This window comes from Nocardia uniformis NBRC 13702 (genome assembly GCF_001613345.1).
Classification (GTDB): domain Bacteria; phylum Actinomycetota; class Actinomycetes; order Mycobacteriales; family Mycobacteriaceae; genus Nocardia; species Nocardia uniformis.
This window is the reverse complement of the sequence record NZ_BDCE01000036.1, coordinates 22,804-43,800: the sequence shown is the minus strand read 5'-3', so window position 1 is coordinate 43,800 and position 20,997 is coordinate 22,804. Positions and strand designations below refer to the sequence as shown.

At 67.9% G+C, this 20,997-nt stretch carries 17 protein-coding genes; 6 read left to right on the top strand and 11 right to left on the bottom strand.

Annotated features, from left to right (window positions below):
- Positions 1–235 precede the first annotated feature (235 nt).
- Positions 236–751 (top strand): LppU/SCO3897 family protein, encoded by a 516-nt coding sequence (locus NU1_RS10300; protein WP_067519734.1) that lies wholly within the window; start codon positions 236–238, stop codon positions 749–751.
- A gap of 23 nt (positions 752–774) precedes the next feature.
- Here the strand turns inward: NU1_RS10300 and NU1_RS10295 are convergent, their stop codons facing one another.
- From NU1_RS10295 to NU1_RS10280, 4 genes are all read right to left on the bottom strand, one after another.
- Positions 775–3,150, bottom strand: coding sequence for a helicase-associated domain-containing protein (locus NU1_RS10295; protein ID WP_084521156.1), 2,376 nt, complete (start codon positions 3,148–3,150; stop codon positions 775–777).
- Between the two features lie 197 nt (positions 3,151–3,347).
- On the bottom strand, positions 3,348–3,536 hold the full coding sequence (locus tag NU1_RS10290) for a hypothetical protein (protein ID WP_067519732.1): 189 nt from the start codon (positions 3,534–3,536) through the stop codon (positions 3,348–3,350).
- Between the two features lie 179 nt (positions 3,537–3,715).
- Positions 3,716–4,336 (bottom strand): resuscitation-promoting factor Rpf1 domain-containing protein, encoded by a 621-nt coding sequence (locus NU1_RS10285; RefSeq protein ID WP_067519730.1) that lies wholly within the window; start codon positions 4,334–4,336, stop codon positions 3,716–3,718.
- A 408-nt stretch (positions 4,337–4,744) separates the two neighbouring features.
- Positions 4,745–4,975 (bottom strand): hypothetical protein, encoded by a 231-nt coding sequence (locus NU1_RS10280; RefSeq protein ID WP_067519728.1) that lies wholly within the window; start codon positions 4,973–4,975, stop codon positions 4,745–4,747.
- Positions 4,976–5,151: 176 nt separating this feature from the next.
- On the opposite strand from NU1_RS10280, the gene NU1_RS10275 reads away from it, so the two are divergent.
- Positions 5,152–5,574, top strand: a complete 423-nt coding sequence (locus NU1_RS10275; protein ID WP_170264253.1) for a cold-shock protein — start codon at positions 5,152–5,154, stop codon at positions 5,572–5,574.
- Positions 5,575–5,651: 77 nt separating this feature from the next.
- Here the strand turns inward: NU1_RS10275 and NU1_RS10270 are convergent, their stop codons facing one another.
- The 3 genes from NU1_RS10270 to NU1_RS10260 all read right to left on the bottom strand — a co-directional run bounded on the left by NU1_RS10270 (position 5,652) and on the right by NU1_RS10260 (position 9,718).
- Positions 5,652–6,227, bottom strand: a complete 576-nt coding sequence (locus NU1_RS10270) for a DUF2771 domain-containing protein (RefSeq protein WP_067519725.1) — start codon at positions 6,225–6,227, stop codon at positions 5,652–5,654.
- Between the two features lie 19 nt (positions 6,228–6,246).
- Positions 6,247–7,872 carry an MFS transporter gene (locus tag NU1_RS10265; protein WP_371859785.1) on the bottom strand — a complete coding sequence of 542 codons (1,626 nt, stop codon included), beginning with the start codon at positions 7,870–7,872 and terminating at the stop codon, positions 6,247–6,249.
- Positions 7,873–8,902: 1,030 nt separating this feature from the next.
- A complete protein-coding gene (locus tag NU1_RS10260; protein ID WP_067519724.1) occupies positions 8,903–9,718 on the bottom strand; it encodes a glutaminyl-peptide cyclotransferase in 816 nt (271 codons plus the stop codon).
- Positions 9,719–9,735: 17 nt separating this feature from the next.
- On the opposite strand from NU1_RS10260, the gene NU1_RS10255 reads away from it, so the two are divergent.
- Both NU1_RS10255 and NU1_RS43145 read left to right on the top strand, forming a co-directional pair.
- A complete protein-coding gene (locus tag NU1_RS10255) occupies positions 9,736–11,463 on the top strand; it encodes a DUF3027 domain-containing protein (protein WP_245720044.1) in 1,728 nt (575 codons plus the stop codon).
- Positions 11,464–11,758: 295 nt separating this feature from the next.
- A complete protein-coding gene (locus tag NU1_RS43145) occupies positions 11,759–14,881 on the top strand; it encodes a sacsin N-terminal ATP-binding-like domain-containing protein (protein ID WP_245720043.1) in 3,123 nt (1,040 codons plus the stop codon).
- A gap of 179 nt (positions 14,882–15,060) precedes the next feature.
- Here the strand turns inward: NU1_RS43145 and NU1_RS10245 are convergent, their stop codons facing one another.
- Entirely contained in the window at positions 15,061–15,675 is a 615-nt protein-coding gene (locus NU1_RS10245; protein ID WP_212761651.1) for a TetR/AcrR family transcriptional regulator, read from the bottom strand.
- A gap of 127 nt (positions 15,676–15,802) precedes the next feature.
- Here NU1_RS10245 and NU1_RS10240 point away from each other — a divergent pair, with 127 nt between their 5' ends.
- Positions 15,803–17,839: a neutral/alkaline ceramidase gene (locus NU1_RS10240; protein WP_067519718.1), complete on the top strand. Its 2,037-nt coding sequence runs from the start codon at positions 15,803–15,805 to the stop codon at positions 17,837–17,839.
- A 297-nt stretch (positions 17,840–18,136) separates the two neighbouring features.
- Here the strand turns inward: NU1_RS10240 and NU1_RS10235 are convergent, their stop codons facing one another.
- Entirely contained in the window at positions 18,137–18,376 is a 240-nt protein-coding gene (locus NU1_RS10235) for a DUF2530 domain-containing protein (protein ID WP_067519716.1), read from the bottom strand.
- Between the two features lie 101 nt (positions 18,377–18,477).
- Between NU1_RS10235 and NU1_RS10230 the strand changes: the two genes are divergently transcribed.
- A complete protein-coding gene (locus NU1_RS10230) occupies positions 18,478–18,915 on the top strand; it encodes an Rv0880 family HTH-type transcriptional regulator (RefSeq protein ID WP_067519715.1) in 438 nt (145 codons plus the stop codon).
- A gap of 31 nt (positions 18,916–18,946) precedes the next feature.
- Here NU1_RS10230 and NU1_RS10225 read toward each other — a convergent pair whose 3' ends face one another.
- On the bottom strand, positions 18,947–19,351 hold the full coding sequence (locus tag NU1_RS10225) for a YccF domain-containing protein (protein ID WP_218027820.1): 405 nt from the start codon (positions 19,349–19,351) through the stop codon (positions 18,947–18,949).
- A gap of 266 nt (positions 19,352–19,617) precedes the next feature.
- Entirely contained in the window at positions 19,618–20,826 is a 1,209-nt protein-coding gene (locus NU1_RS10220; protein WP_067519713.1) for a GNAT family N-acetyltransferase, read from the bottom strand.
- Positions 20,827–20,997 lie beyond the last annotated feature (171 nt).

Below are 20,997 nucleotides of genomic sequence, written 5' to 3'. Positions count from 1 at the left end.
ACGTGTGCCCAGATCTTCTATTGCGAACAGAGGGAACGATATGACCTACCTGAGCCTGCAGATGCTCAATAACTTCCTGCCGATGATCCTCAACCTGTCGCTGATGGGAATGCGCGGCACCGGTATGTACTACTACTGAGGTGTCGACCGGACTGATGCGGCCGTCGGTGGGGTGCGGGTACGCTCACGCCGTTCACGGCAGCCGTGAACGGTTCGGTGGGAAAGGGTTTCGCAGGTGAAGTTCGCAGGAACGAGGCCGATCGCGCGCCTCGGACTGGCACTCGTGGCGGTTGCCGCGCTGGCCGGATGTTCGATGTTCGATGATTCCAGCAAGTCCGATACCGCCAAGGCGGCCGTCGGCGACTGCATCAGTGTCCTCGAGGGGTCCACGGTCGATTCCGAGACCGAGCCGGTCGACTGCTCGTCGGAGCAGGCTGTGTACCAGGTCATGCAGGTCCACGACAGCAAGACCGAGTGCAAGGAGGAGTACACCTCCTACGAGGAGACACGCAGCGGCGAGACCACCGCTTTCCTGTGCCTGGCGCCCAACTTCAAGGAAGGCGCCTGCTACAACGAGAGCACGGTCACCGGTTACAAGAGCGTGGCGTGCACCGCTCCGGAGGCGTCGTTCAAGGTGACCAAGCGTATCGACGGCGAGGCCGATGAGTTCGCGTGCGATACCGCGGCCATCGGTTTCCGAATCGTGCCGGATCCGAAGATCACCTTCTGCCTGGGCAGCCCGCAGGCTTGAGGCAGCTCAGGGCCTGAGGCGGTTCAGTCGACCAGGGCGACCGACGCGATCCGGTGCAGTGTGAAATGCCGGACCGCGCCGGTCACCGGGTCGAGGGCGTCGAGTTGGCCGCCGCCCACCTGCAACGGTTCCACCACCCGCTGCGAGGCGACGCCCTGGGCATCCACGTAGCCGATATGTACCGGTCGCCGCACTCGCGCCGCGAGTTGTAGCAGTGCGAGGGTGGCGGCGGTACTGGTGCGGGTGCCGTCGGAGCGCACGGCCTGGCCCGAATGTGTCTGTGCGGCGCGCTCTCCCGCGCGCAGTTCCCCCACGAGCGATTGCAGCTGCTCGAGGCTCGGCGGATTCGGTCGATAGGTCGGCCGGGTATTCGGCCGCGGTGCGATGCGAATCCCGCGCGAACGCAGATCGACTATGACGCCCGAGGAGTTCTCACCGGCCGGACTGAAACCCGCCGCGCGCAATTGCGCCAGCACCTCCCCCAGTGGCACATGTGAGATGGCCACGGTGGGAGCGACGGCCCGCAGCGCCAGCTGCCCGGCGACCGGCGCGGCCAGCACCTCGGCCAGGAGTGCCGGATCCTCGCTGCGCACAAACGATTGCGCCATTCCGACCCGCAATCGACCGTGCCTGCGGGCCACATCGTCGATGAGATAGCTCAGCGACTGCGGCACCGGTGTGCGGGACCGGGTGGTGAACAGGTTGTGCAGTTCGGTGGCGGTGGCGCCCGCGTCCAGGGCGCGGCGTACGGAGGTCTCGCTGATTCGGTACACCGTTGCGGCACCGGTGGATTCGACATCGGCGACCAGTGCGATGCGGTCCTGTAGTTCCGGTATCAGTGGACCGGGTGCGATTACCGTCAGATCCGCCTGTACGAGCACATGATCCACGGGTTCGGGCAGGGCCGATGCCATGGCCGCCTCGGCATCGGCCGGACCGGATTCGTTGCCGTGCAGCAGTGCCCGTCCCGCCGAGGTGAGCGCGCCGCGCGCGACGAGGCCCAGCGTTTCCGCTTCCGCCAGTGTGCGTTCCACCGCGTCCACGCGGAAGTGCCGCCGCCAGCGCGGCTGTCGCCAGGCCAGGATCCGGCTCAGCTCGGTCGCGGAAAGTGCGGTGGCGGAGGGGTATTCGCCGAGCAGCTCGAGCATCGCGCGGCGGTCGCGTACGGCGTGCATATTTCGCAGTTCGGGCGAAAGTGCCACCAGCGGTTTGTCATTGGCGTCGCGCAGGCCGATCATCCACGGAAAGCGATCCAGCTCCAGCCAGGCGCGCGCGAGCACCACCCAGCGTTTGGCTGGCACGGCGGCGTCCCAGGCGTCCGCGGTGGTGGTGGGGGCCCAGTAGTCGTCGGCCTCGGTGTCCGGGGCCGGTTCGGGAATGCCCTTGTCCAGCAGGCGGGCCGCCGCCAAGACCTCGGCCAGCAGTCCGATCCGGGCCTCCTCGATACCGGTCTGCTTGGCCAGGCGGCGCATCTCGCGCACACCGAGCCCACCCGAGCGCAGTACCGGTGCCGGAACCTGTCCCAGTGTTTCCAGAATCGCCGCGCTGTGCCGAAGCAGTTCGCCGACCTCACCGGCGGCGGCCGCATTCACATCGGCGACAGTGAGTTTCGTCGTCTGCGGTTGCGGGGGAGTGAGGGCGTGCGGATCGGTAATGGCTTCGCCGCGCAGCACCTGGCCTACCATGGGCGGCAGCTCCACCGTCTCCGCGTCGATCCAATTCAGCAGTCGTCGGGCCAGCAGCCGCTGCACCGGACGATCGGCCGGAGTCTCGGGCGCGGCGTCACGGGTGCGCCCGCGCGGTCCCGTGGTCGCGAGTTTGTCCAGTAATGCCCGTTCCTGCGAGGTGAGCTCCGCCAGTGCGGAACCGATTTCGGGTGCGGCGAGCGCGTCGGGAATCTCGGTGGTGCTGCCCAGTGGCCACGGCAACGCCTCCTGGGCGGCGGGCGTGAGGCGCAGCTCGGTATCGAGCCCCCACACCAGGGCGCGGGAACGCAATCGGTCCACGGCCGCATTGATGGCCGTCTTCGCCACGCGATCGGAGAGCAGCTCGTGCAGGCGCTTGCGCGGCACCGGACGCCGATCGCGGGTATCGGCCGCGCCGTGCACGGCCAGTGTCTCGATCACGGCGAAATCGAGGGTGTCCAGCTCATCGGTCGCCCGCAGCACAGAGGCCCGCTGCTCGGTGCGCGCCGCCAGCACCGCCATGGAGGCGGGCAGCGGCACCGCCAGATCGGGCCGCACCTGCAGCAGCGCCACCAGATCCTCGTCGCTGCGCGACGCCAGCCATTCGGCCACGGATGTCGGCACCTTGGCGGGTGTTTTGGCGCGTGTTTTCGCCGTACCCGCCCTGGCCCTTGTTTTCGCGGGCGCGCTATCGGCCGACTCGACGGCAGACATCTCCGAACCGCCGTTGACGCTATCCGTCACGGCAAACCCGGTAAGCGCGACCCATGAAGCCTCCGACCCGTAGAGCTCCGACCCCCGTTGCTTCGCGGCGCGTCTCGGTGCCGGACCGAGTGGAGCCGGGCAGCCGTGTGAGGCAGCGGAGGGAGGGCGGAACCGAGATCCTCAACGCCGCGAATGAAACAGCGTCCTCAGCGGTTGATAACCGTGTGCGGGTGCACGTAGGGCAGCTGATCGACCGGAAGCGGGAACTCGGTTTCCTCACCGTACGGGGAGAGGCTGCCGGAGCGAGTCGACGACAGTTCGGTGACGGCATGGTCACCGTTCGCCACCTGAGGCCAGCCATTGTCGACGTAGGGTTTCTTCGATTTGTTCACCACTCGCTCATTCTGGCATGAGCCTCATTCCGGCGCGCTCTCCGGCTCCCCGGATCTCGCGACACCGCACCGCTTTCCACCAGCAACCGCCCGGGGCACAGTCGCCCGAGACGCTGTGCCCAATGCAAGAACTCCCCGCATCGCCATTGATGCGGGGAGTTGTTGTGCTGCGAACGGGCGGGTTACTGCGGCAGCAGACCCTTGTTCGCCTGATAGAAGTTCACGATCGCGGGGTCGAGAGCAACCCCGCCGCTCTTGGCAGCCTCGACGAAGTTGCGGGCTTCCTGCGGGATATTGATGCCCTGCTGCTGCGCGACCTCGAAGGCGCGGTCGACAGCGGAGAACACTTCCTGGCTGGGGTCTGCCGCCTGCACCTGCGGGGTGGAGGGATTCCAGCGCGGGGTTTCCGGCGCGGGGGCCGAGCGCGGGGTCGGGCCGCTGCTCAGGCCGAGCTTGGAGGAGCAGGAGGGCCATGCGCCCCAGCCCTGGGTGGCGAGCACCTTCTCGGCGACGGCGATCTGCTGTTCGCGGCTGGCCTGGTTGGCGGCGGGGGCGTATTCGCCGCCGCCGTGGGCCTTCCAGGTGCTCGGGGAGAACTGCAGCCCGCCCTGGTAACCGTTGCCGGTATTGATGCCCCAGTTGCCGCCTGCTTCACACTGTGCGAGGCGATCCCAGTCGGAGTCGGGTGCCGCGCTGGCGTTACCGGCCAGTGCTACTCCGGCGCCGCCGATCATGGCGCCGGTGACGGCGACCTTGGCGACAGTGCGGCCGGTGTTGCTCGGCTTGCGATGGCGTCCACTCATATTCGGGTCGTTTCCTCTCGTCCGCGCCTGCGAGGCCGGCTACCGGGAGTGAACTGAGAGGTCGTCCAACCCGGCGCGCTGGTGCGCGCTGTCCCTCGTCCTCACCCCTTGTTCCGTGTGGGGGTCCGTACCCGCGGGGTGAGGTTCGGTGCGGCGGGCCGGTGGCGTCGGGCTGACCCGACTGCGAGAGACACTACGACGCTCGCCGCGAAAAATCACCATTTGGTAACCGGCGGGTCTGTGTGGGTCGCGATCCGGCGCAACGGGTTCCGAATATCCGTCTGTGCAGGTGGTCACGGCGAGTCCGCGCCGATAGGCTCCTGTGACGGCGCTGTTATCGTCTCGTTATGTGATGAAGATCACATGTGTAGCGCGGTAACGAAGTGGGCAATATGCGGTGTCGCGCAATCATCTGGCACGGCGACCGGACCACAGCGCGAATATCACTCCGAACAGAAATCCGAGCGGTGCGCACATGGCGACGAGATAGAGCCACAGCGCCGGTTCGGAGTCGCTGAGAATTGCCCAGCCGAAGATGCCGATGATCGCCAGCAACCCAATGGCGAACAGGCCGATCGCAATTCGGAGCAGCCAGGTCCCGGACCTGCGAGACGTCGAGTGAGCAGAGGTATCGGACACCCGATGACCGTAAAACTGATGTGCTCGGGCTATTCACACCGGGGTAGACTCGAAACATTCGCGTCCCTCATCGCTGTGTGGGGCGCGTTCTTTCGCAAATGGCTAGGTTGCGGACGATTGGTCCGACAACCCTGTGCCCGGTATGCCGGGCATCGAACGACGAACGGGTGAGCGCAGTGCCGACCGGCAAGGTGAAGTGGTACGACGTCGAAAAGGGCTTCGGCTTCCTGTCCCAGGATGAGGGCGAGGACGTCTACGTTCGGTCGTCCGCGCTGCCCGAGGGCGTCGAGGCGCTCAAGCCCGGACAGCGCGTCGAATTCGGCATGGCCGCCGGACGCCGTGGCCCGCAGGCTCTGAGCCTCAAGCTGCTCGAGACCCCGACGGTGCGCAATCAGTCCGAACACGGCGGGCGGCGCGCGTCCGAACCGGCAACGCCGCGAAGGAGTCCCGACGAATTGCACGGACTCGTCGAGGACATGATCAAGCTGCTGGAAATGAAGGTGCAGCCGGATCTGCAGCGCGGTCGATACCCCGATCGCAAGATGTCGCAGCGCATCGCCGAGGCGTTGCGCGGTGTGGCGCGCGAGCTCGACGCCTGAGAAGTCCTCGCGTAAACGCGAAATGGGCCCCGGTGAGTGGAAACTCACCGGGGCCCATCGCTATTCGACGTCAGGCGTCAGTCGGCCGTGCGGACCGACCACGCGGCGTGCGGGAGGTAACCCTCTTCGCCGGTCGTCATATCGCGGGCCAGGATCGGGAGCTGCATCTCGACACCGAGCAGGGGCAGCTCGGCCGCGGACGGAATGGTGATCGCGGCCGTGCCCTCGTCGAAGTCGCGGTGCGAAAGGCGTTGCGGCATCACATTGCCGTCCGGCATGCCGTAGTACGCCACGGCCACCCAGGGGCTGTTCACAATCGACTTCGGCAGCGACAGCTGTAGCGGATAGCCCGCGGGCACATCCAGTTCGGAGGATTGGCCGATCCGGCAGTCCTTGCCCTCGGGACAGGAGAGTTCGATGGGCAGCTGCGCCTCATCGTCCTTGGGCAGCACCTGGCAGTCCTGCATCTGCACATTGCAGTACATGAACGGCTCGATGGTGATCGCTTTGCCGTGCGCGTACGCGGTGATGGCCGGTTCCGGCTTATCGGCACCCCGTACGGCGAACCCCACGACGGTCGCGACGGCGGCCACGAAGACGAGCAGGGCCGCTCCGACCAGGGCGACGATCGTGCGGGCGTTCGGTTTGCTCACCGGGTTGGCTTCCTGTCCGTCATGAGGCGGGTTCCCCGGCCCCGTGGCCGTGGATCTCCTGTTTCGCGTGCTGAGGTCGATTGCCGCCCAATCCGGGCAGCAGCGAATGTCCACGGTAGCTGACCACGGTTTGCACCAGGCCGAGCGCCATGGCCGCCGCGACCACCGCGAAACCCTTCCAGTATTCGGTCGGCAGCAGCACGCCCGCCGATCCGCCCAGCACCCACGCCAGTTGCAGCACCGTCTCCGAGCGGCCGAAACCGGAGGCGATGGACTCCGGTGGCAGGTCGTCCTGGATGGAGGCGTCGAGGGAGACCTTCGCCAGCGCGCTCGCACCCGAGGCGACCAGCGCGGCCAGCACCGCCCCGAGCAGGGTGCCCAGAATCGCCGCGACGGCCGCCGCCGCCACACAGGCGATGGTGCAGCTGAGCACGATGAGTGACGGGCGGCCCAGCTTCATGCGCGCGCCGGTGGCATTACCGGCGAAATTGCCGATGGCCGCGGCCGCACCCACCATGCCGAGCATGGCGGCCTGCTGCACCGGGCGATGTTCGGTGGCCTTGGAGACGAAGGCGACGTAGAAGGTGAGGAAGCCGGTCAGGATGCGGATGGTGCCATTGCCCCACAGCCCGGTCACCACGGCTCGGCCCAGTGGTTGGCGGCGCTTGCGCGGTGGGATCTTGTCCGCCTGGCTGGGGTCGAGGACCTCGGTGCGCGCATCGTCGCCGTGATAGCCGAGGGTGGCCGGGACTTCGCCCTCGGTGACCTCCACCCAGGACGGAATGCGCAGGCTGAGATAGGCGCCCGCACCCGCCAGGACGGCCGCGAAGATGAGCGCGCCCGGGGTGTGGAAGACCGACGCGATCACACCGGCTACGGCACCCGCGCCCAGCGTGCCACCCACCAGGCCGAAGACGGTGAGTCGAGAGTTGGTGCGCACCAGGTCGATTCCCGGTGGCAGCACCCTCGGTGTGACGGCGCTCTTCAGTACCGAGAACGATTTGCTGAGGATCATCATGCACAGGGCCAGCGGATACAGCGCCCAGTTGTCGTAGTTGAAGATCAACAGCACCGCCACCCCGACGCGCACGGCGAACGAACCGGCCAGCGCCAGCCGGCGACCGCGCTGCAGGCGGTCCAGCATGGGGCCGATCAGCGGCGCGATCAGTGCGAACGGGGCGATGGTGATGAGCAGGTAGAGCGCCACCTTGGATTTGGATTCGGCGGTGGCGCTGGCGAAGAACAGGGTGTTGGCCAGCGATACCGCGATCGCGGCGTCGGTGGCGAAATTGGCCATGGTGGCGTAGACGAGCGCGGTGAGGCCTGATTCCTCCGCGCCATCGGCCTTGGCGGCGCGCTGGAAGGTGGCGATACCGCGATTGGTGAGTTCGATACTGCGCCGCGCCGCTACCCGGGTCACGGTCAGCTTGCGCGGGGGTCGTTGCAGCCCGGGATTGGTGATCGCGCGGGTGTCCTGCGGTTGTGCTTGCTCGGTTTCCGGAGCGGAGTCGTGCCCCGGGTCCACGGCGGCGAACTTCGCGGTCGTCGGCGGTTCTGTGTCGCCTGGAAGGGCGGACGGCGGTGCGCCGTGCTGGGGCGAGCCCGGCGGCACGGGGGGTTGCGATCCACGCGGCCGAGGCGGGATCGGCTGCGATCCGCGCAGGCGCTTGAATCCACGAGTCGATCCGGCCGGAGGTGGGGGCGGCTGCGTGCCGCGTGCTCGCGGTGCCGGTGGTGTCGCACGCGGTTCTCGGCCCCGGCGCGCCAGGAACTCCGGAAGCTCCGCGCCCTCATCATGGGGCCGTGGCGCGGGGGTTTTGGGCGGGGGGTACCGGTCGTACCCCGGATGCCGTTCGATGAGCGGGTACTCCTCGTCACCCCACCGACCGGATTCGGCATCAGGGTCACGGGGAGTTGTCACGCCCCAATTCTTGCAGTGTCGACCGGCCACGTCGCGGTCCGGCCGCACGGCGTCCGCGTGCCCGACCTCAAATGGGCCGCACCGGACCATGATTCGGCAGCTCGTCGGCACCCGGACGAGATGGATGTCACCGGTTGCGACGGAGGGGTATCGCCGTTGAGCTGCGGTTGGTCACCGATCACTGCGTGGATTGCCGGAATTCGATCGGCCCGAACGAACTCGGCGCCCGGGTTGATCGGGTCGACGCAGCCCGCGCGTGTCGCCCGGTGGTTCGCGCGGGCTGCGACCGGTCTGCCGCCCAGGAACAGGTACGTCCCGGCATTCGAGCGATATCCGGGCGGCCGGTGGGTTCGTCGGTCCCGCGCCCCGGCAGCAGCGGTGTGGTCGCGACCGTTCCCGCTGCTGGAGCGATCGGCTGCCACGCGCGGCGACTATCGAGACGACCACCGATATCGAAGGCGCGGTGACGGCATCGCCCCCGTCATCCCGGCATGCTTCTGGCCGGGATCCACTACTTCGGGGTGTGGATTCCGGCCACAAACACGCCGGAATGACGAAGGCGGACATGGGCACGTCGCGACCTCGACCTCGGCGGGTGGTCGGCGACCGGCGCTGCTCAGGCGGGGACGGAGCGGACCTCGTAGGAACACGCCGGAATGACGAAGGCGGACATGGGCGCGTCGCGACTTCGATCTCGGTGGGTGGTCAGCGACCGGCGCTGCTCGGGCGGGTGAACGCGGTCCCCGGGCCGCACTCAGTCCGGAACGAAGCGGACCTCGTAGGACGTGGGCCAGTTCTTGCCGGTGAGGAGGAAGCGGTCGGTGCCGGGGAGGTGGGCTATGCCGTTGAGGACGTCGGTCGCGGGGGTGCGGGCGGTGCGGGGGAGGAGGCCGGAGGCGTCGATGACGGCCAGGACCGTGCCGGTATCCGGATCTATGCGCAGGATCTTCTCGGTGGGCCAGGCATTGGCGTAGACGGAACCGTCGGGGGCGCAGTCGAGTTCGTTGAGGCGGGTATCGGTGCGGGTGGTGAGGGTGATTTCGCCGGTGGGTTGGAAGGTTCGCGGGTCGCGGAAGGTGAGGGTGGCGCTGCCATTGCTCATGAGCAGACGGTCGCCGCGGGTGCACAGACCCCAGCCCTCGCCGTCGTAGCGGGCGCGGTGCAGTTCGGTGAGGGTGTTCGCGTCCCGGGCGATGGCGATGTGGTCCTTGTAGGTGAGCTGCCAGAGAACGTCGCCGGTGCGGGTGATGCCCTCGCCGAAGAGTGGGGCGGGCAGGTCGGCGCGCGCGAGCTCCGCGCCGGTGGCCAGATCGGTGGCCCGGACGAGCGACTCGCCCGACAGCCCGGTGCTCTCGTACAGGACCCCGTCGTGGATCTCCAGCCCCTGGGTGAAGAAGCCCGGGTCATGGGGTCGGGTGGCCACCACTTCGGCGCGTAGCCGGGGTGTGCTGTCGGGTTCGTCGGTGCCGCACGCCGTCGCCGAAATGCCGAGCGCCGTCGCCGCCAGGAACACGACAATGGACGGTCCGAACTGGCGAGTCGCTACCGATGCACGGGGTTTGCGCTCCATACGGCAAAATGTAGGGGGTGAGCGCTGTTCCTGTTTCGGAGTCCGGTGTGCGGCCGATCCTTGCGGAGGCGGTCGAACAGGCCCGCCGTGCGCTCCTGGACCTGGAGCCCGCCGGAGTCGGCCCCCATCTCGGCGTCACCGCCGAGGATGAAGCATCGGCCACCCACCACTTCGAGGCGACCCTGCCCGGGTATCGCGGTTGGCAGTGGGCGGTCGTGGTGGCGGCCCCGCCCGAGGCCGATCATGTGACCATCAGCGAGTCCGCGCTGCTGCCCGGACCCGACGCCCTGGTGGCCCCCGAGTTCATTCCCTGGGATCAGCGGGTCCGCCCCGGCGATCTGGCCCCCGGCGATCTGCTGGCCCCCCGCCCCGACGACCCGCGCCTGGTGCCCGGCTACCTGGCGACCGGAGATCCGGCCGTCGACGAGGTGGCCCTCGAACTCGGCCTCGGCCGCCCCCAGGTCCTCTCCCGCGAGGGCCGTATCGAGGCCGCCGACCGCTGGTTCGCCGAATTCGGCCCCGAGACCGAGATGGCTCGCGCCGCCCCGTCCACCTGTGGCCTCTGCGGTTTCTTCGTGCCCCTCGCGGGCGCGCTCCGCTCCGCCTTCGGCGTCTGCGCCAACGCCATGGGCGCAGACGGCCGCGTCGTCCACACCGAATACGGCTGCGGCGCACATTCCGACACGGTCCTCCCGACCGGCGGCGGCTCCCCGATCTACGAGGCCTACGACGACGCCGCGATCGACCTGATCCCGGCCTCCGAATACCGCCGGATCGAAGACAGCGCCAACGCACCTGCCGCCGAAGCGGACTCGGCCGGCACCGAGGCGGATTCGGCTCCGGCGGCGGATACGACCGCGGGAGCCGATTCGGCGATCGCGGCGGAATCCTCCGCCGACACGGTGGAAACCGCCACCGCGACGAGCACCCCGCCTACCGGTGAGACCGCGGCGGTCGACACCGAGATCCGGTCCGCGACTGATTCGCCCGCCGAGGTGGATTCAGCTCCTGCGGATGACACGACGGCGGAAGCGGATTCGAGGACCACCGAAACCACGGTGGCACCTGCGGACTCGAACCCCGGGATCGAGGCGTCCGCGCAGGCCGCTCCGGCCGCCGAGCCGGTCGGGGCCACCGCGAATCCCGCCGAGGCCGGTACGACGGTCACGCCGAGTGCGAACGAGTCCCCGGCCGCCGTCACCGAGCCCCAGCCCGCGACCGGTCCGGCCGCCGATGCGGATTCGGCTTCGGTGGCGGAATCGTCCGCCGCGACGGTGGAAACCGCTACCCCGGAAGCGGATTCAGCGGCCGTCGAAGCAACGGCGACAGCGGCGGAGCCGAATGCCGAAGCATCCGACCGGCTTGCTCCCGCTGTCGAGCCCACCGCCGCCACTGGAACAGCCGAGCCGACTGCGAATCCCGGTGCGGCCGAGGCGAGTACGACGGCTACCGACGAGACCACCTCCGCTACTGAGGAAACCTCGTCGGCTACCGGCGAGACCGAGTCGGCCCACACCGAGACTCGGCCCGCGACCGGTGCACCCACTGCGGCTACGCCGGTCGCCGAGCCCGTGACCAACCCCGCTGACGCTCATGCGAAGTCCACATCGCCCGCCGAGGAGACCCGCGAAATCACACTGTTCGACGTAGACCCTGACGCCGGGTCCTACGACGACGCCTGGGGTGTCGCTTCGGTGCGGGTTGAACGCCAGCCCGGCGACCCCGGTACGTCGGAGTTGAACTGAGCCGTCCCGCTGTGGTCGCGGACCCCACCGCAGCGGACCGGAGTGCTCGGAAGCACCCGCGCCCACTGGTCACCGAGTCCGGTGAGTCGTCCTCATACCGCGGATTCGCGCGTCAGCGCGTCGCTATCGAGGTCGGCCGCTGGTCAGCGCCGGATACTTCTCGCGTGATAGCCGGAAGAGCCGGCCACGTTCAGGTTTCGGTCCATGACGGGGCGGCGGGTTCGTGGCTTCGGTGGGTGGTCGGATACGGCCCGAGCGCTCGGGAGGGCGCGCAATCTTGGAAGAGGTGTGTCGGTTGACGGACGGTAGTGGGGTGGCGGATCCGTTCGGGACGCGGGCACTGCGGGACGGGGTGTTGGCGGCTTGGCGGGGGTCGCCTACCCGGTTGCGCGAGGATGCGGCCACCGAGGCCGATCTGGTGCGGGCGGGGTATCGGGATCGGGTGTTGACCGAGCTCGCACAGAATGCGGCTGATGCGGCGGCCAAGGCGGGGGTGGCCGGGCGGATTGCCGTATGGGGCGACGGCGGAATGCTGCACGTGGCCAATACGGGTGTGGCGCTCGATGTTTCGGGGGTGCACGCACTGACGGCGCTGCGGGCGTCGTCGAAGGTGGCCGCGACCTCGGTGGGACGGTTCGGGGTGGGGTTCACAGCGGTGCTGAGTGTGGCGGAGGAGATCGAATTCCGGTCCACGCGTGGGTCGGTGCGGTTTTCGCGGGCGGCGACCTGGGAGGCGTTGCGGGAGAGCGGGATTACCGTTCCGGAAACCGAGCATCCGTTCACCCCGCCCGCGCTGCGACTGGCCTGGCCGGTCGAGGACGGACCGGTGGCGGGGTTCGACAGCGAGATCGTGCTGCGGCTGCGCGACGGGGTCGATGGCGCGGCACTGCTGGCGGGTATGCGGGCCGAGGTTTCGGATCTGCTGCTGGAATTGCCCGCACTGCGGAGTATTCGGATCGAGGACGACGAGATCGTCAGTGCGGTCCGCGATCTCGCCGACGGTCTGCAGGAGGTGCGGATCTCGGGACCACGCGGACAGGAGCGCCGCTGGTGGCAATACCGCACCGCCCGCGCCCGCTGGCTGCTGCCGCTGCGCGACGGCGACCCGGTCGCCGCCGCACCGGATGTGCTGCGCGCTCCCACCCGCTCCGATGAGGAGCTCTCGCTCCCCGCCCTCCTCATCGCCGACATCCCCATGCAGCCGGACCGCCGCCGACTGCTTCCGGGCGTGCGCATTGCCGACTTGGCCGCCGGCTACGCGGATTTCGCCCGCGCCCTGCCGCCCCGCGCCCGTCTGACCCTCGTCCCCACGCCGGGATTCCCGCGCAGCGAGGCCGACGCCCAACTGCGTGCGGCATTGGTCGCCGAACTGCGCGAACACACCTGGTTGCCGGTGCTGCGTACCGACGACGACAGCCTGCCCGCCGCCGACCCGTTCGGCGTGGACGATGAACTCGATGGCGCCGCGCCCGGAGGCGAGGCCCTACGGCGTTTCGACACCGGACACGGCGTGTGGCGCGAGGGCGACACCGCGCTGAACATCGATGCCACGGAACGGATTCACCCGACGCTGGATGCTCGAGCCGCGTCGACTGTGGGTCAGGCGCCTGGCCTCGATCCCGAGACCATTACGTCGCGTCGTGACGATTCGGAAGTCGGCGCCCTCGCCCCGCTCGATGAGCTGGCGCACCCGCCACACCGCGGCGCGCGTGACGTCGCCGTGGAGCGGCCCGCGCGCGCCAGCGTCTTCATCGGCGTAACCGACGAATTGGCGCAGCTGCTCGCGGAAATCGTGGGGCCGCTGGTTATTCCGGATCTGTCCGGCCGCTCCACCGCCGACGCGCTCGGTGTACTGGATGTGCATCGGCTGGGCCTGGCTCGCATCGCCGAGCTGTCCGGCAGCCTGGAACGCCCCGCGCAGTGGTGGTATTCGTACTACGACGCCCTGGAACCCTTTGTCACGGACCCGTTGGCGGTCGAGGAATTGGGCGCATTGGCGGTCCCACTCGCCGATGGCCGCCTGGTCACCGGACCGCGCACCGTGGTCCTCGACGACCACCTCGAGTCGGCGGTACCGGTGCACTGGGCGCGGCTGGTGCACCCGGAGGCGGTCCATCCGCTGCTGGAGCGACTGGGCGCACGGCAGGCGGGCGCGGCCGAACTGCTCAATGATTCGGCGCTGCGTGATCAACTCGAGCACGATCCGGGCGATCCCGACACCGTCGAGGCGGTGCTGAGCCTGGCCGCGCATCTGCACCCCGACTCGGGGTACGACCACGCCAACCGCGCGACCGCGCCGGGCACACTGCCGACCTGGCTGGGGCTCATCGAATTGCCCGATGACACCGGCGAATCCGTACCCGCCGACGAACTGCTGCTGCCGGGCGCACCACTGGGTAGCGTGCTGGTCGAGGATTCACCGTTCAGCACGGTGGCCGCCGATGTGGTGGAACGCTACGGCCCCGGTGCGCTGCGTGCGGTCGGCGTCGGCTGGGGGTTCACCATTGTGGCGGAATCGGATCCGACCGGACCCGATCATCACCTCGACGACGAGGACACCTGGTGGGAGGGCTTGGCGGAGGATCCGCCGGAGCTGCTCGCCGTCCGCGATCTCGACCTGGTGGACGAGGCGACCTGGCCGGAAGCGTTGCGGCTCTTACTGTCCGATCCGGGCACCCGCCCGCTGCTCGCCGACCGGGACGGGTACACCGCCTGGTGGTTGCGACGGCACGCGCATATCGACGGCACCCCGCTGGGCCTGTTCCGGCATCCGGTCGATCCGATATTCGACGGCCTGCTCCCGCAGCTGCCCGGTATTGTCGGCCCCGACCTGGATGCCCTGCGCGCGGTCCTCGCCGATCCGGAGGTAATCACCACCGATCTGGCCGCCGAACTGCTCGCCGCCCTCGCCGATTCGTCGAAAACCCCCACTCCCGAGGCGATTTCGCGGACGCACCGCCGGCTCGCCGAGGCCACCGCCACCGGTCGTCTGGACCTGGAGGATCTGGTACTGCCCGAACGGGTACGCGCGCTGTCCGGCACGGTCATCGACGCCGCGGACGCACTCGTCCTGGATCGCCCCTGGTACGGCTCGGCACTCCCGACGGACCGCCTGGTGGTCGGCGATATCGATTCCGCCCCCGCTCTGGCATCGCTACTGGACCTGCCCCTGGCCTCCCAGGCCGTCACCGCCGAGGTGCTCGGTCCGGGCCGTCGCACCAGCTGGTCGGCGGAACCGCTGGGCGTCCTGTGGCTTATGCAGACCGGGCTGGCCACGCCCGCAGGCGATCTCGTGGTGCATGAGGAGCTCCGGGTGCGCCTGTCCGGCTCGTATGAGGCAACCGTCGCAGTCCCCTGGTGGCGAGACGGCGACGATACGCACATCGCGCAGCATCCGGCCGACTCCTACCGAGAGTGAATTCGCGATATCGCCTCGCCGCCTTCGCCGTTCCGGCGCGCGCGGCCCTCGTCATTCCGGCGCGCGCGGCCCTCGTCATTCCGGCGTGTTTGCGGCCGGGATCCACACCTCGCGGTAGCGGATCCCGGCCACAGAGCACGCCGTGATGATGGGGGAGTACCGGCATCGGCCGGATGCGGTCAGGCGCTGTACTGCGTGACCATCTGTGCGAGTACATCCAATTGCTCACGGACGGCGGCACTATCGTTGTCGACCAGCCAGCGCAGCACGATGCCGTCGATGGCCGCGAGCATGAAGCGGCTGACGACGGTGACGGGGACCGTCCACTGGCTGTCGGTGGCTTCGCGGGCGTGTTCGACGATATCGCCGATGGTGGAGTCGTTGAATGCGTACTGTTCCCGGGCAATTGCGAGTTTTGCGGGGGTTTGTTCGCTTTCACGTAGTGCGTAGGTGGTGGTTTCGTAGGTGAGTAGTTGACGTTCCGGTGTGGCTTCGACTCCTTGCCACATCAACTCGAGTCCGGCACGTATCAATTTTTGAAGTGCTTCTTTTCCGCTTCCGACGTCTTGCCACACCGTTTCGTTGGCATCGACGGAATCTCGCAATTCCATCGCCAGCGCTTTGACCAGTTCGGTCATCAGCGCGTCCTTGTTTTCGAAACAGTAATGCACCACACCGAGCGAAACACCGGCTGCCTGTGCCACATCGCGCGTGGTAACTCCTGCCACGCCCTTTTTTTCGGCAAGGCCGATGGCTGCCTCGATAAGGTGGGCCCGTCGTTCTTCGACGCTCAATCGGGAGGACACTCCAGGGAGTTAAGCCTTCAATGGCCGTGCAGTCAATTCGCACGAAGTTAATGTCTGCACTGGACGGGCGTCCAGTTCTGTGGTTCGCTGCGTATCGGTACGAAGGGAGACACGAATGGCGGTGTCGCGCAGGACTGTTCTGGCGGGGGCGGCGGCGGGCTCCGCCGCGCTCGCTGCCGTGTCGACGCTGGCGGTCCCGGGCGGCTCGGCACATGCCGACTCCGGCGACTATCTGATCGGAATCGGCATATCCGACATCACCGGCCCGGCGGCCGAATGCGGCATGATGGGCTACTCGCAATTCGGACAGGACACGGCCGGAATCCACCTGCGCCCCAGGGCTCGTGCGTACCTCATTGCCGGTGGTTCCCAACGGATCGTCTACGTGGTCGCCGATAACGGCATGATCTTCCAGTCCGTTCACCGTGGTGTCATGGAGGAGTTGGCGCGGCGTTTCGGCGACCGCTACACCGAGCGGAACGTGCTGCTCACCTCCACGCACTCGCACGCCACCTGTGGCGGTTCGGCCCACGATTACGCGTACAACCTGTCGATTCTCGGTTTCCAGCAGCAGGTGTACGACGCCGAGGTGAACGGCATCGTGGAGGCCATTGTCGCCGCGGATGCCGACCTCGCACCCGGCACGCTCGAAATCGGTCGCGGTGAACTGCACGATGCCAGCGTCAATCGCTCGCGAATCGCCTTCGACCGCAACCCCGAAGCCGATAAAGCGCACTTCCCGAATGCCATCGACCCGACCGTCACCGTGCTGTCGCTGCGCAAGGGCGGACGTCGGGTCGGCGCCATCACCTGGTTCGCCACCCACAACACCTCGATGAGCAATACCAACCGGCTCATCAGTGGTGACAACAAGGGTTACGCCTCCTTCGCCTTCGAACACGATGATCAGGGCGTCCGATACCTGGATGGCGCAGTCGATTTCGTCGCCGCCTTCCCACAGACCAATTCGGGCGATATCTCGCCCAACCTGAACCTGCGGCCCACCTCCGGACCCACCGACGACGAGTTCGAGAACACCCGGATCATCGGCGATCGCCAATACCGGGCCGGGAAGGCCGCTCTCGCCGCCGCGAGCGCTGTCCGCGGGCCGGTGGACGCGCTGCTCTGCTATATCGACCTGGCCGATATCGAGGTGGACGGACAGTTCACTCCGAACGGCCAGCCGCGTCACACCGCGCCCGCCTGTGCCGGTGTCTCACTCATCGCGGGCAGCATCGAAGACGGACCCGGACTGCCCGGCGTGCCGATCCCGGAGGGCGTGCGCAATCCCTTCGTGGACGCGCTGGGCGGGGCGAATATGCCGGTGCCCGACTGGCTCGCGGACGCGCAGGCGCCCAAGGTGATTGTCGCGCCGTTGGGCCTGCTGCCGCCCGCGGCCTGGGTGCCGAATGTGGTGCCCATTCAGCTCGTTCGCATCGGGGAGCTGTATCTGGCCTGTGGCGGAGCGGAATTCACCGTCGTCGCCGGTCTGCGCATTCGCCGCACCGTGGCCGCCGCCCTGGGGGTGCCGCTCGAGCAGGTGCTCATGCAGGGCTATGCGAACGCCTACCACCAATACGTCGTTACCCCGGAGGAATACGACGCGCAGCAGTACGAGGGCGGCTCGACGCTGTTCGGTCGCTATACGCTGCCCGCCTACCAGCAGGAATTCCACCGCCTGGCAACAGCTTTCGCCAATCGGCAAACCGTGTCCCGCGGCCCGGCACCCCGCGATATCTCCTCGGTGCAGCCCAGTTTCGTCGTCGCCCCCGGGCCGGATGCCACGCCCGCCGGGCTGGATTTCGGTGCGGCACTGCTACAACCGGCCGCGTCCTATGCCCGAGGTGAGCAGGCCGCGGTCGAATTCGTCTCCGCCCACCCGAAGCACAACACCCGCCGCAACGGCACCTTCCTGGAGGTGCAGCGCGAGACGTCCGGCGGTTGGACCCGGGTCGCCAATGAGGGCGAATGGGCGGTGAAGTACTTCTGGTCCCGCCGTGGAACCGATATTTCGGTTGCCCGCTTCACCTGGGATATCCCCGGCGACACCCCTCCCGGCCGTTATCGGTTCCAGCACTTCGCCGACCAGCTCGGCGCAGACGGCGGCCTGCATCCGTTCACCGGCTACAGCAATGACTTCGAGGTTCGCTGATCCGCTGCGGATTCGACCCGTGGCGGCGTAGCGGAGCCAGCCATCCCGTCATACCGGCATGCTTTTGGCCGGAATCCACCGGGTGTGATCGGACTGCCACAGTGTGGATCCCGGCCAAAAGCACGCCGGGATGACGGGGTGTGTGTTCGTCGTGGAGTGACGGGTGTGTTCGCTGCCGGGGTGATGGGTGTGTTCGCTGCCGGGGTGATGGGTGTGTTCGCCGTCGGGACGACGGGATGCGGCGCCCCACCCACTACAGTGTCAGCCGGGCTTCGCGGAGTTACCCCGTTACCTCAGCTACAGCCCGACCTGGGCACCCTTGTCGCCGCGGCGAGCGCCTCGACGCTGGATGGCGAAGATGGTGTAGCCGAGCACCCCTACCGCCATGCCCATGAGGCAGATGGGGCGGGCTTCGTGCCAGCGGTCGCCGCTGGCGTAGACCACGATGGTGGCGATCAGGAAGGCCAGCGTGCCGATCGCCAGGACCGGCCGCGGGTCGGTGAAGCGCGGCGGAATCTGCGGGACGGGGTTGGTCACGGCTCCTACAGTAGAGCTTGACTGGGCCGGACGGCGGTCAGCCGGGTTTGACCCGGCGAACCGCCGTCCCAGGCGCAGCCGTTCCCGTATCGTTTGCCTCTGTGACAACGCCTTCCGATATCCGAGCGCTTGCTGGTGATCTCTCGCTGGCGGTGGTGCGTTTGACGCGTCATCTGCGGGGTAGGCGCGCCGATGCCCAGATTTCGCTGACCCAGCTGTCCGCGCTCGCGACACTCAACCGTGACGGCGCCATGACCCCGGGTGCGCTCGCCGCCAAGGAGCGGGTGCAGCCGCCATCCATGACCCGGGTGATCGCATCGCTCACCGAAATGGATCTGGTCGAGCGCAAGCCGCATCCGACCGATGGGCGGCAGATCATCGTATCGCTGTCCGAGGCCGGGCGGGCCCTGATCGCCGATGAGACCCATGCCCGTGAGGCGTGGATGACCGAGCAGTTGGCCGGACTCGACCCCGAACAGTTGAAGGTGCTCGACGAGGCCGTCGGGATCATGAAGCAGATCGTCGATCAATCCGAGTAGACCGCGGTCCCGGAAGCTGTATCCCGCATTCTCAGCGATAGGCGGGCTGGGATCCGAAAGCCCGGTCGCTGGAGACGATTTCGCGTCCCAGCGGGAACAGCGAGACCGGGATCAGCTTGAGGTTCGCCCAGGCGAACGGCAGCCCGATAATGGTGATCGCCATCGCGATACTGGTGAATACATGCCCCAGCGCCAGCCACCAGCCCGCGACTATGAACCAGATGATATTGCCGATCAGCGACGGCACACCCGCGCCCGGCTTCTCCACGGCCTCCCGCCCGAACGGCCACAATACGAATGTGGCGATCCGGAACGACGCGATACCCCACGGAATGGTGATGATCAGGATGCAGCAGATCAGCCCGGCGATGATGTAGCCGACCGCCATCCAGAACCCGACCAGCACCAGCCACAGCACGTTCAACACCAACTGGATCGGTTTCACCCCTTCAGCATGCCAGTCACCCGACACCCCCGCCACCGCCGTGCGAGGCCGAACTCTCGGGGCTCTCAGGGCATCGCCCCGAACCTTCTCTCAGCCGCCGGTTCAGGCATCCCGTCATACCGGCCTGCTCCTGGCCGGGATCCACTACTGCGGACGTGTGGATTCCGGCCACAAACACGCCGGAATGACGAGGGCGGCCAGGCGATCTCGCGATATCGAGCTGGGCGGTTCCTGGTGAGCGCTTGCCCAGCCGTGGATCAGAAGAACCACCCGAGGCAGGCCTCTCGGTCAGAGGTGAAGGCCTGGTCGAAGTCGCGCAGGGCGGTGCGGTCTTTGACCTGGATTCGGTTGGCGGCGGCGAAGTTTCGGGCGCGGTAGGTGCCGAAGTAGAGGCTGCCGAGGACGTCTATCCCCAATTCCAGGTCGGCGGGGCGGGTGGTGGGTTCGCATTCGGCGATACCGTCGCGGATACGGAGGGCGAAGGTGCCGCCCGCATTGCGGAAGGGATCGTCCACGGCGAGAACGATATCCAGGTCGCGCTGGTAGGTGCGGGCGGTGAGCGCGGCGGGGACGTCCATGATTCGGGCCCACAGGGAGTCGTAGCGGCCGGTGACCTTGACCGTGCGGGGGTCGGCCAGCAGGTAGGGGAGGGGGTCGTCGTCGGCGATATCGGCTTCGACCTTCTTGACCAGATCGAGGCTCAGCAGCACCCGCCACAGCGCGGTGTGTGCTTCGCTGGTGACAGCCCGCAATTCGACCAGCAGGGCGACGGATTCGTGCTCGCGCCATTGGCGGCGGTAGAGCGCGTAGCCGTCGGCATGGAGCAGGGCGAACAGGGTGGACGCGCCGTCGCGGTAGCGCTCGGGCTCGCCGAACCAGATATTCCAATTGGCGTCGGGGCGGGCCTGCGCGCCGGGGACCAGTCGCCGCCAGCGGTCGTATACCGCCTTGATACGCGAGGTCGCCTCGGCCACCGGAGCGATGGTGACACCACCGGGATCGGGTGTGGTGGAACGGAATTCGATGGCTGCGTGTTTGTCGATCTCGATCTCGTTCGCCGCGATCGTTGGCCCGTAGCCGAACCGGCCGTAAATGGTGCCCTCGCTGACGGTGAATATGGTCAGCGGCAGACCGTCGGACTCGGTCCGTGCGTGCTGTTCGGTATAGAGCGCCCGCAGCAGGCCGCGTCGCCGGTGGGTCGGCGCGACCGCCACACCGGAGACGCCGCACGCCCCGACGGTGCGCTCCCCGGGCACGGTGACGGTCATTGTCCGGTCCACGGTATGCCCGACAATCTGGTCACCGTCGACCGCGACGAAGGCGCGCTCGGCCGGGAACAGGTCCGGAATATTGTCGAGTTCGGGCTGGTCGTAGCGGGTGCCGAAGCAGGTTTCCAGCAACTGAACGATCCCCGGCCAGTCAGCACTGGTCGCCGGGCGCACGGTAATGCCATTCGTCGATGCCATATTCGGACGATCCCACGGCGTACCCGCTCCACGCACCCGATTTTCCGGCGCGTCGCGCGTCCTCAGCTCCACAGCCCTCTGAGCCGAAGTGTCACCTGCCGCCCCCGCCGCGGCAGGTGACACTTCGTTCCCCGACTCCTGTGCGGCGCTTTCCGTCGCACAGGAACCAGA

Excerpts from the sequence above, each read along its gene's own strand:
- NU1_RS10295 (WP_084521156.1), bottom strand. The coding sequence starts at position 3,150 with ATGTCTGCCGTCGAGTCGGCCGATAGCGCGCCCGCGAAAACAAGGGCC.
- NU1_RS10260 (WP_067519724.1), bottom strand. The coding sequence starts at position 9,718 with ATGGAGCGCAAACCCCGTGCATCGGTAGCGACTCGCCAGTTCGGACCG.
- NU1_RS10285 (WP_067519730.1), bottom strand. The coding sequence starts at position 4,336 with ATGAGTGGACGCCATCGCAAGCCGAGCAACACCGGCCGCACTGTCGCC.
- NU1_RS10240 (WP_067519718.1), top strand. The coding sequence starts at position 15,803 with ATGGCGGTGTCGCGCAGGACTGTTCTGGCGGGGGCGGCGGCGGGCTCC.
- NU1_RS10220 (WP_067519713.1), bottom strand. The coding sequence starts at position 20,826 with ATGGCATCGACGAATGGCATTACCGTGCGCCCGGCGACCAGTGCTGAC.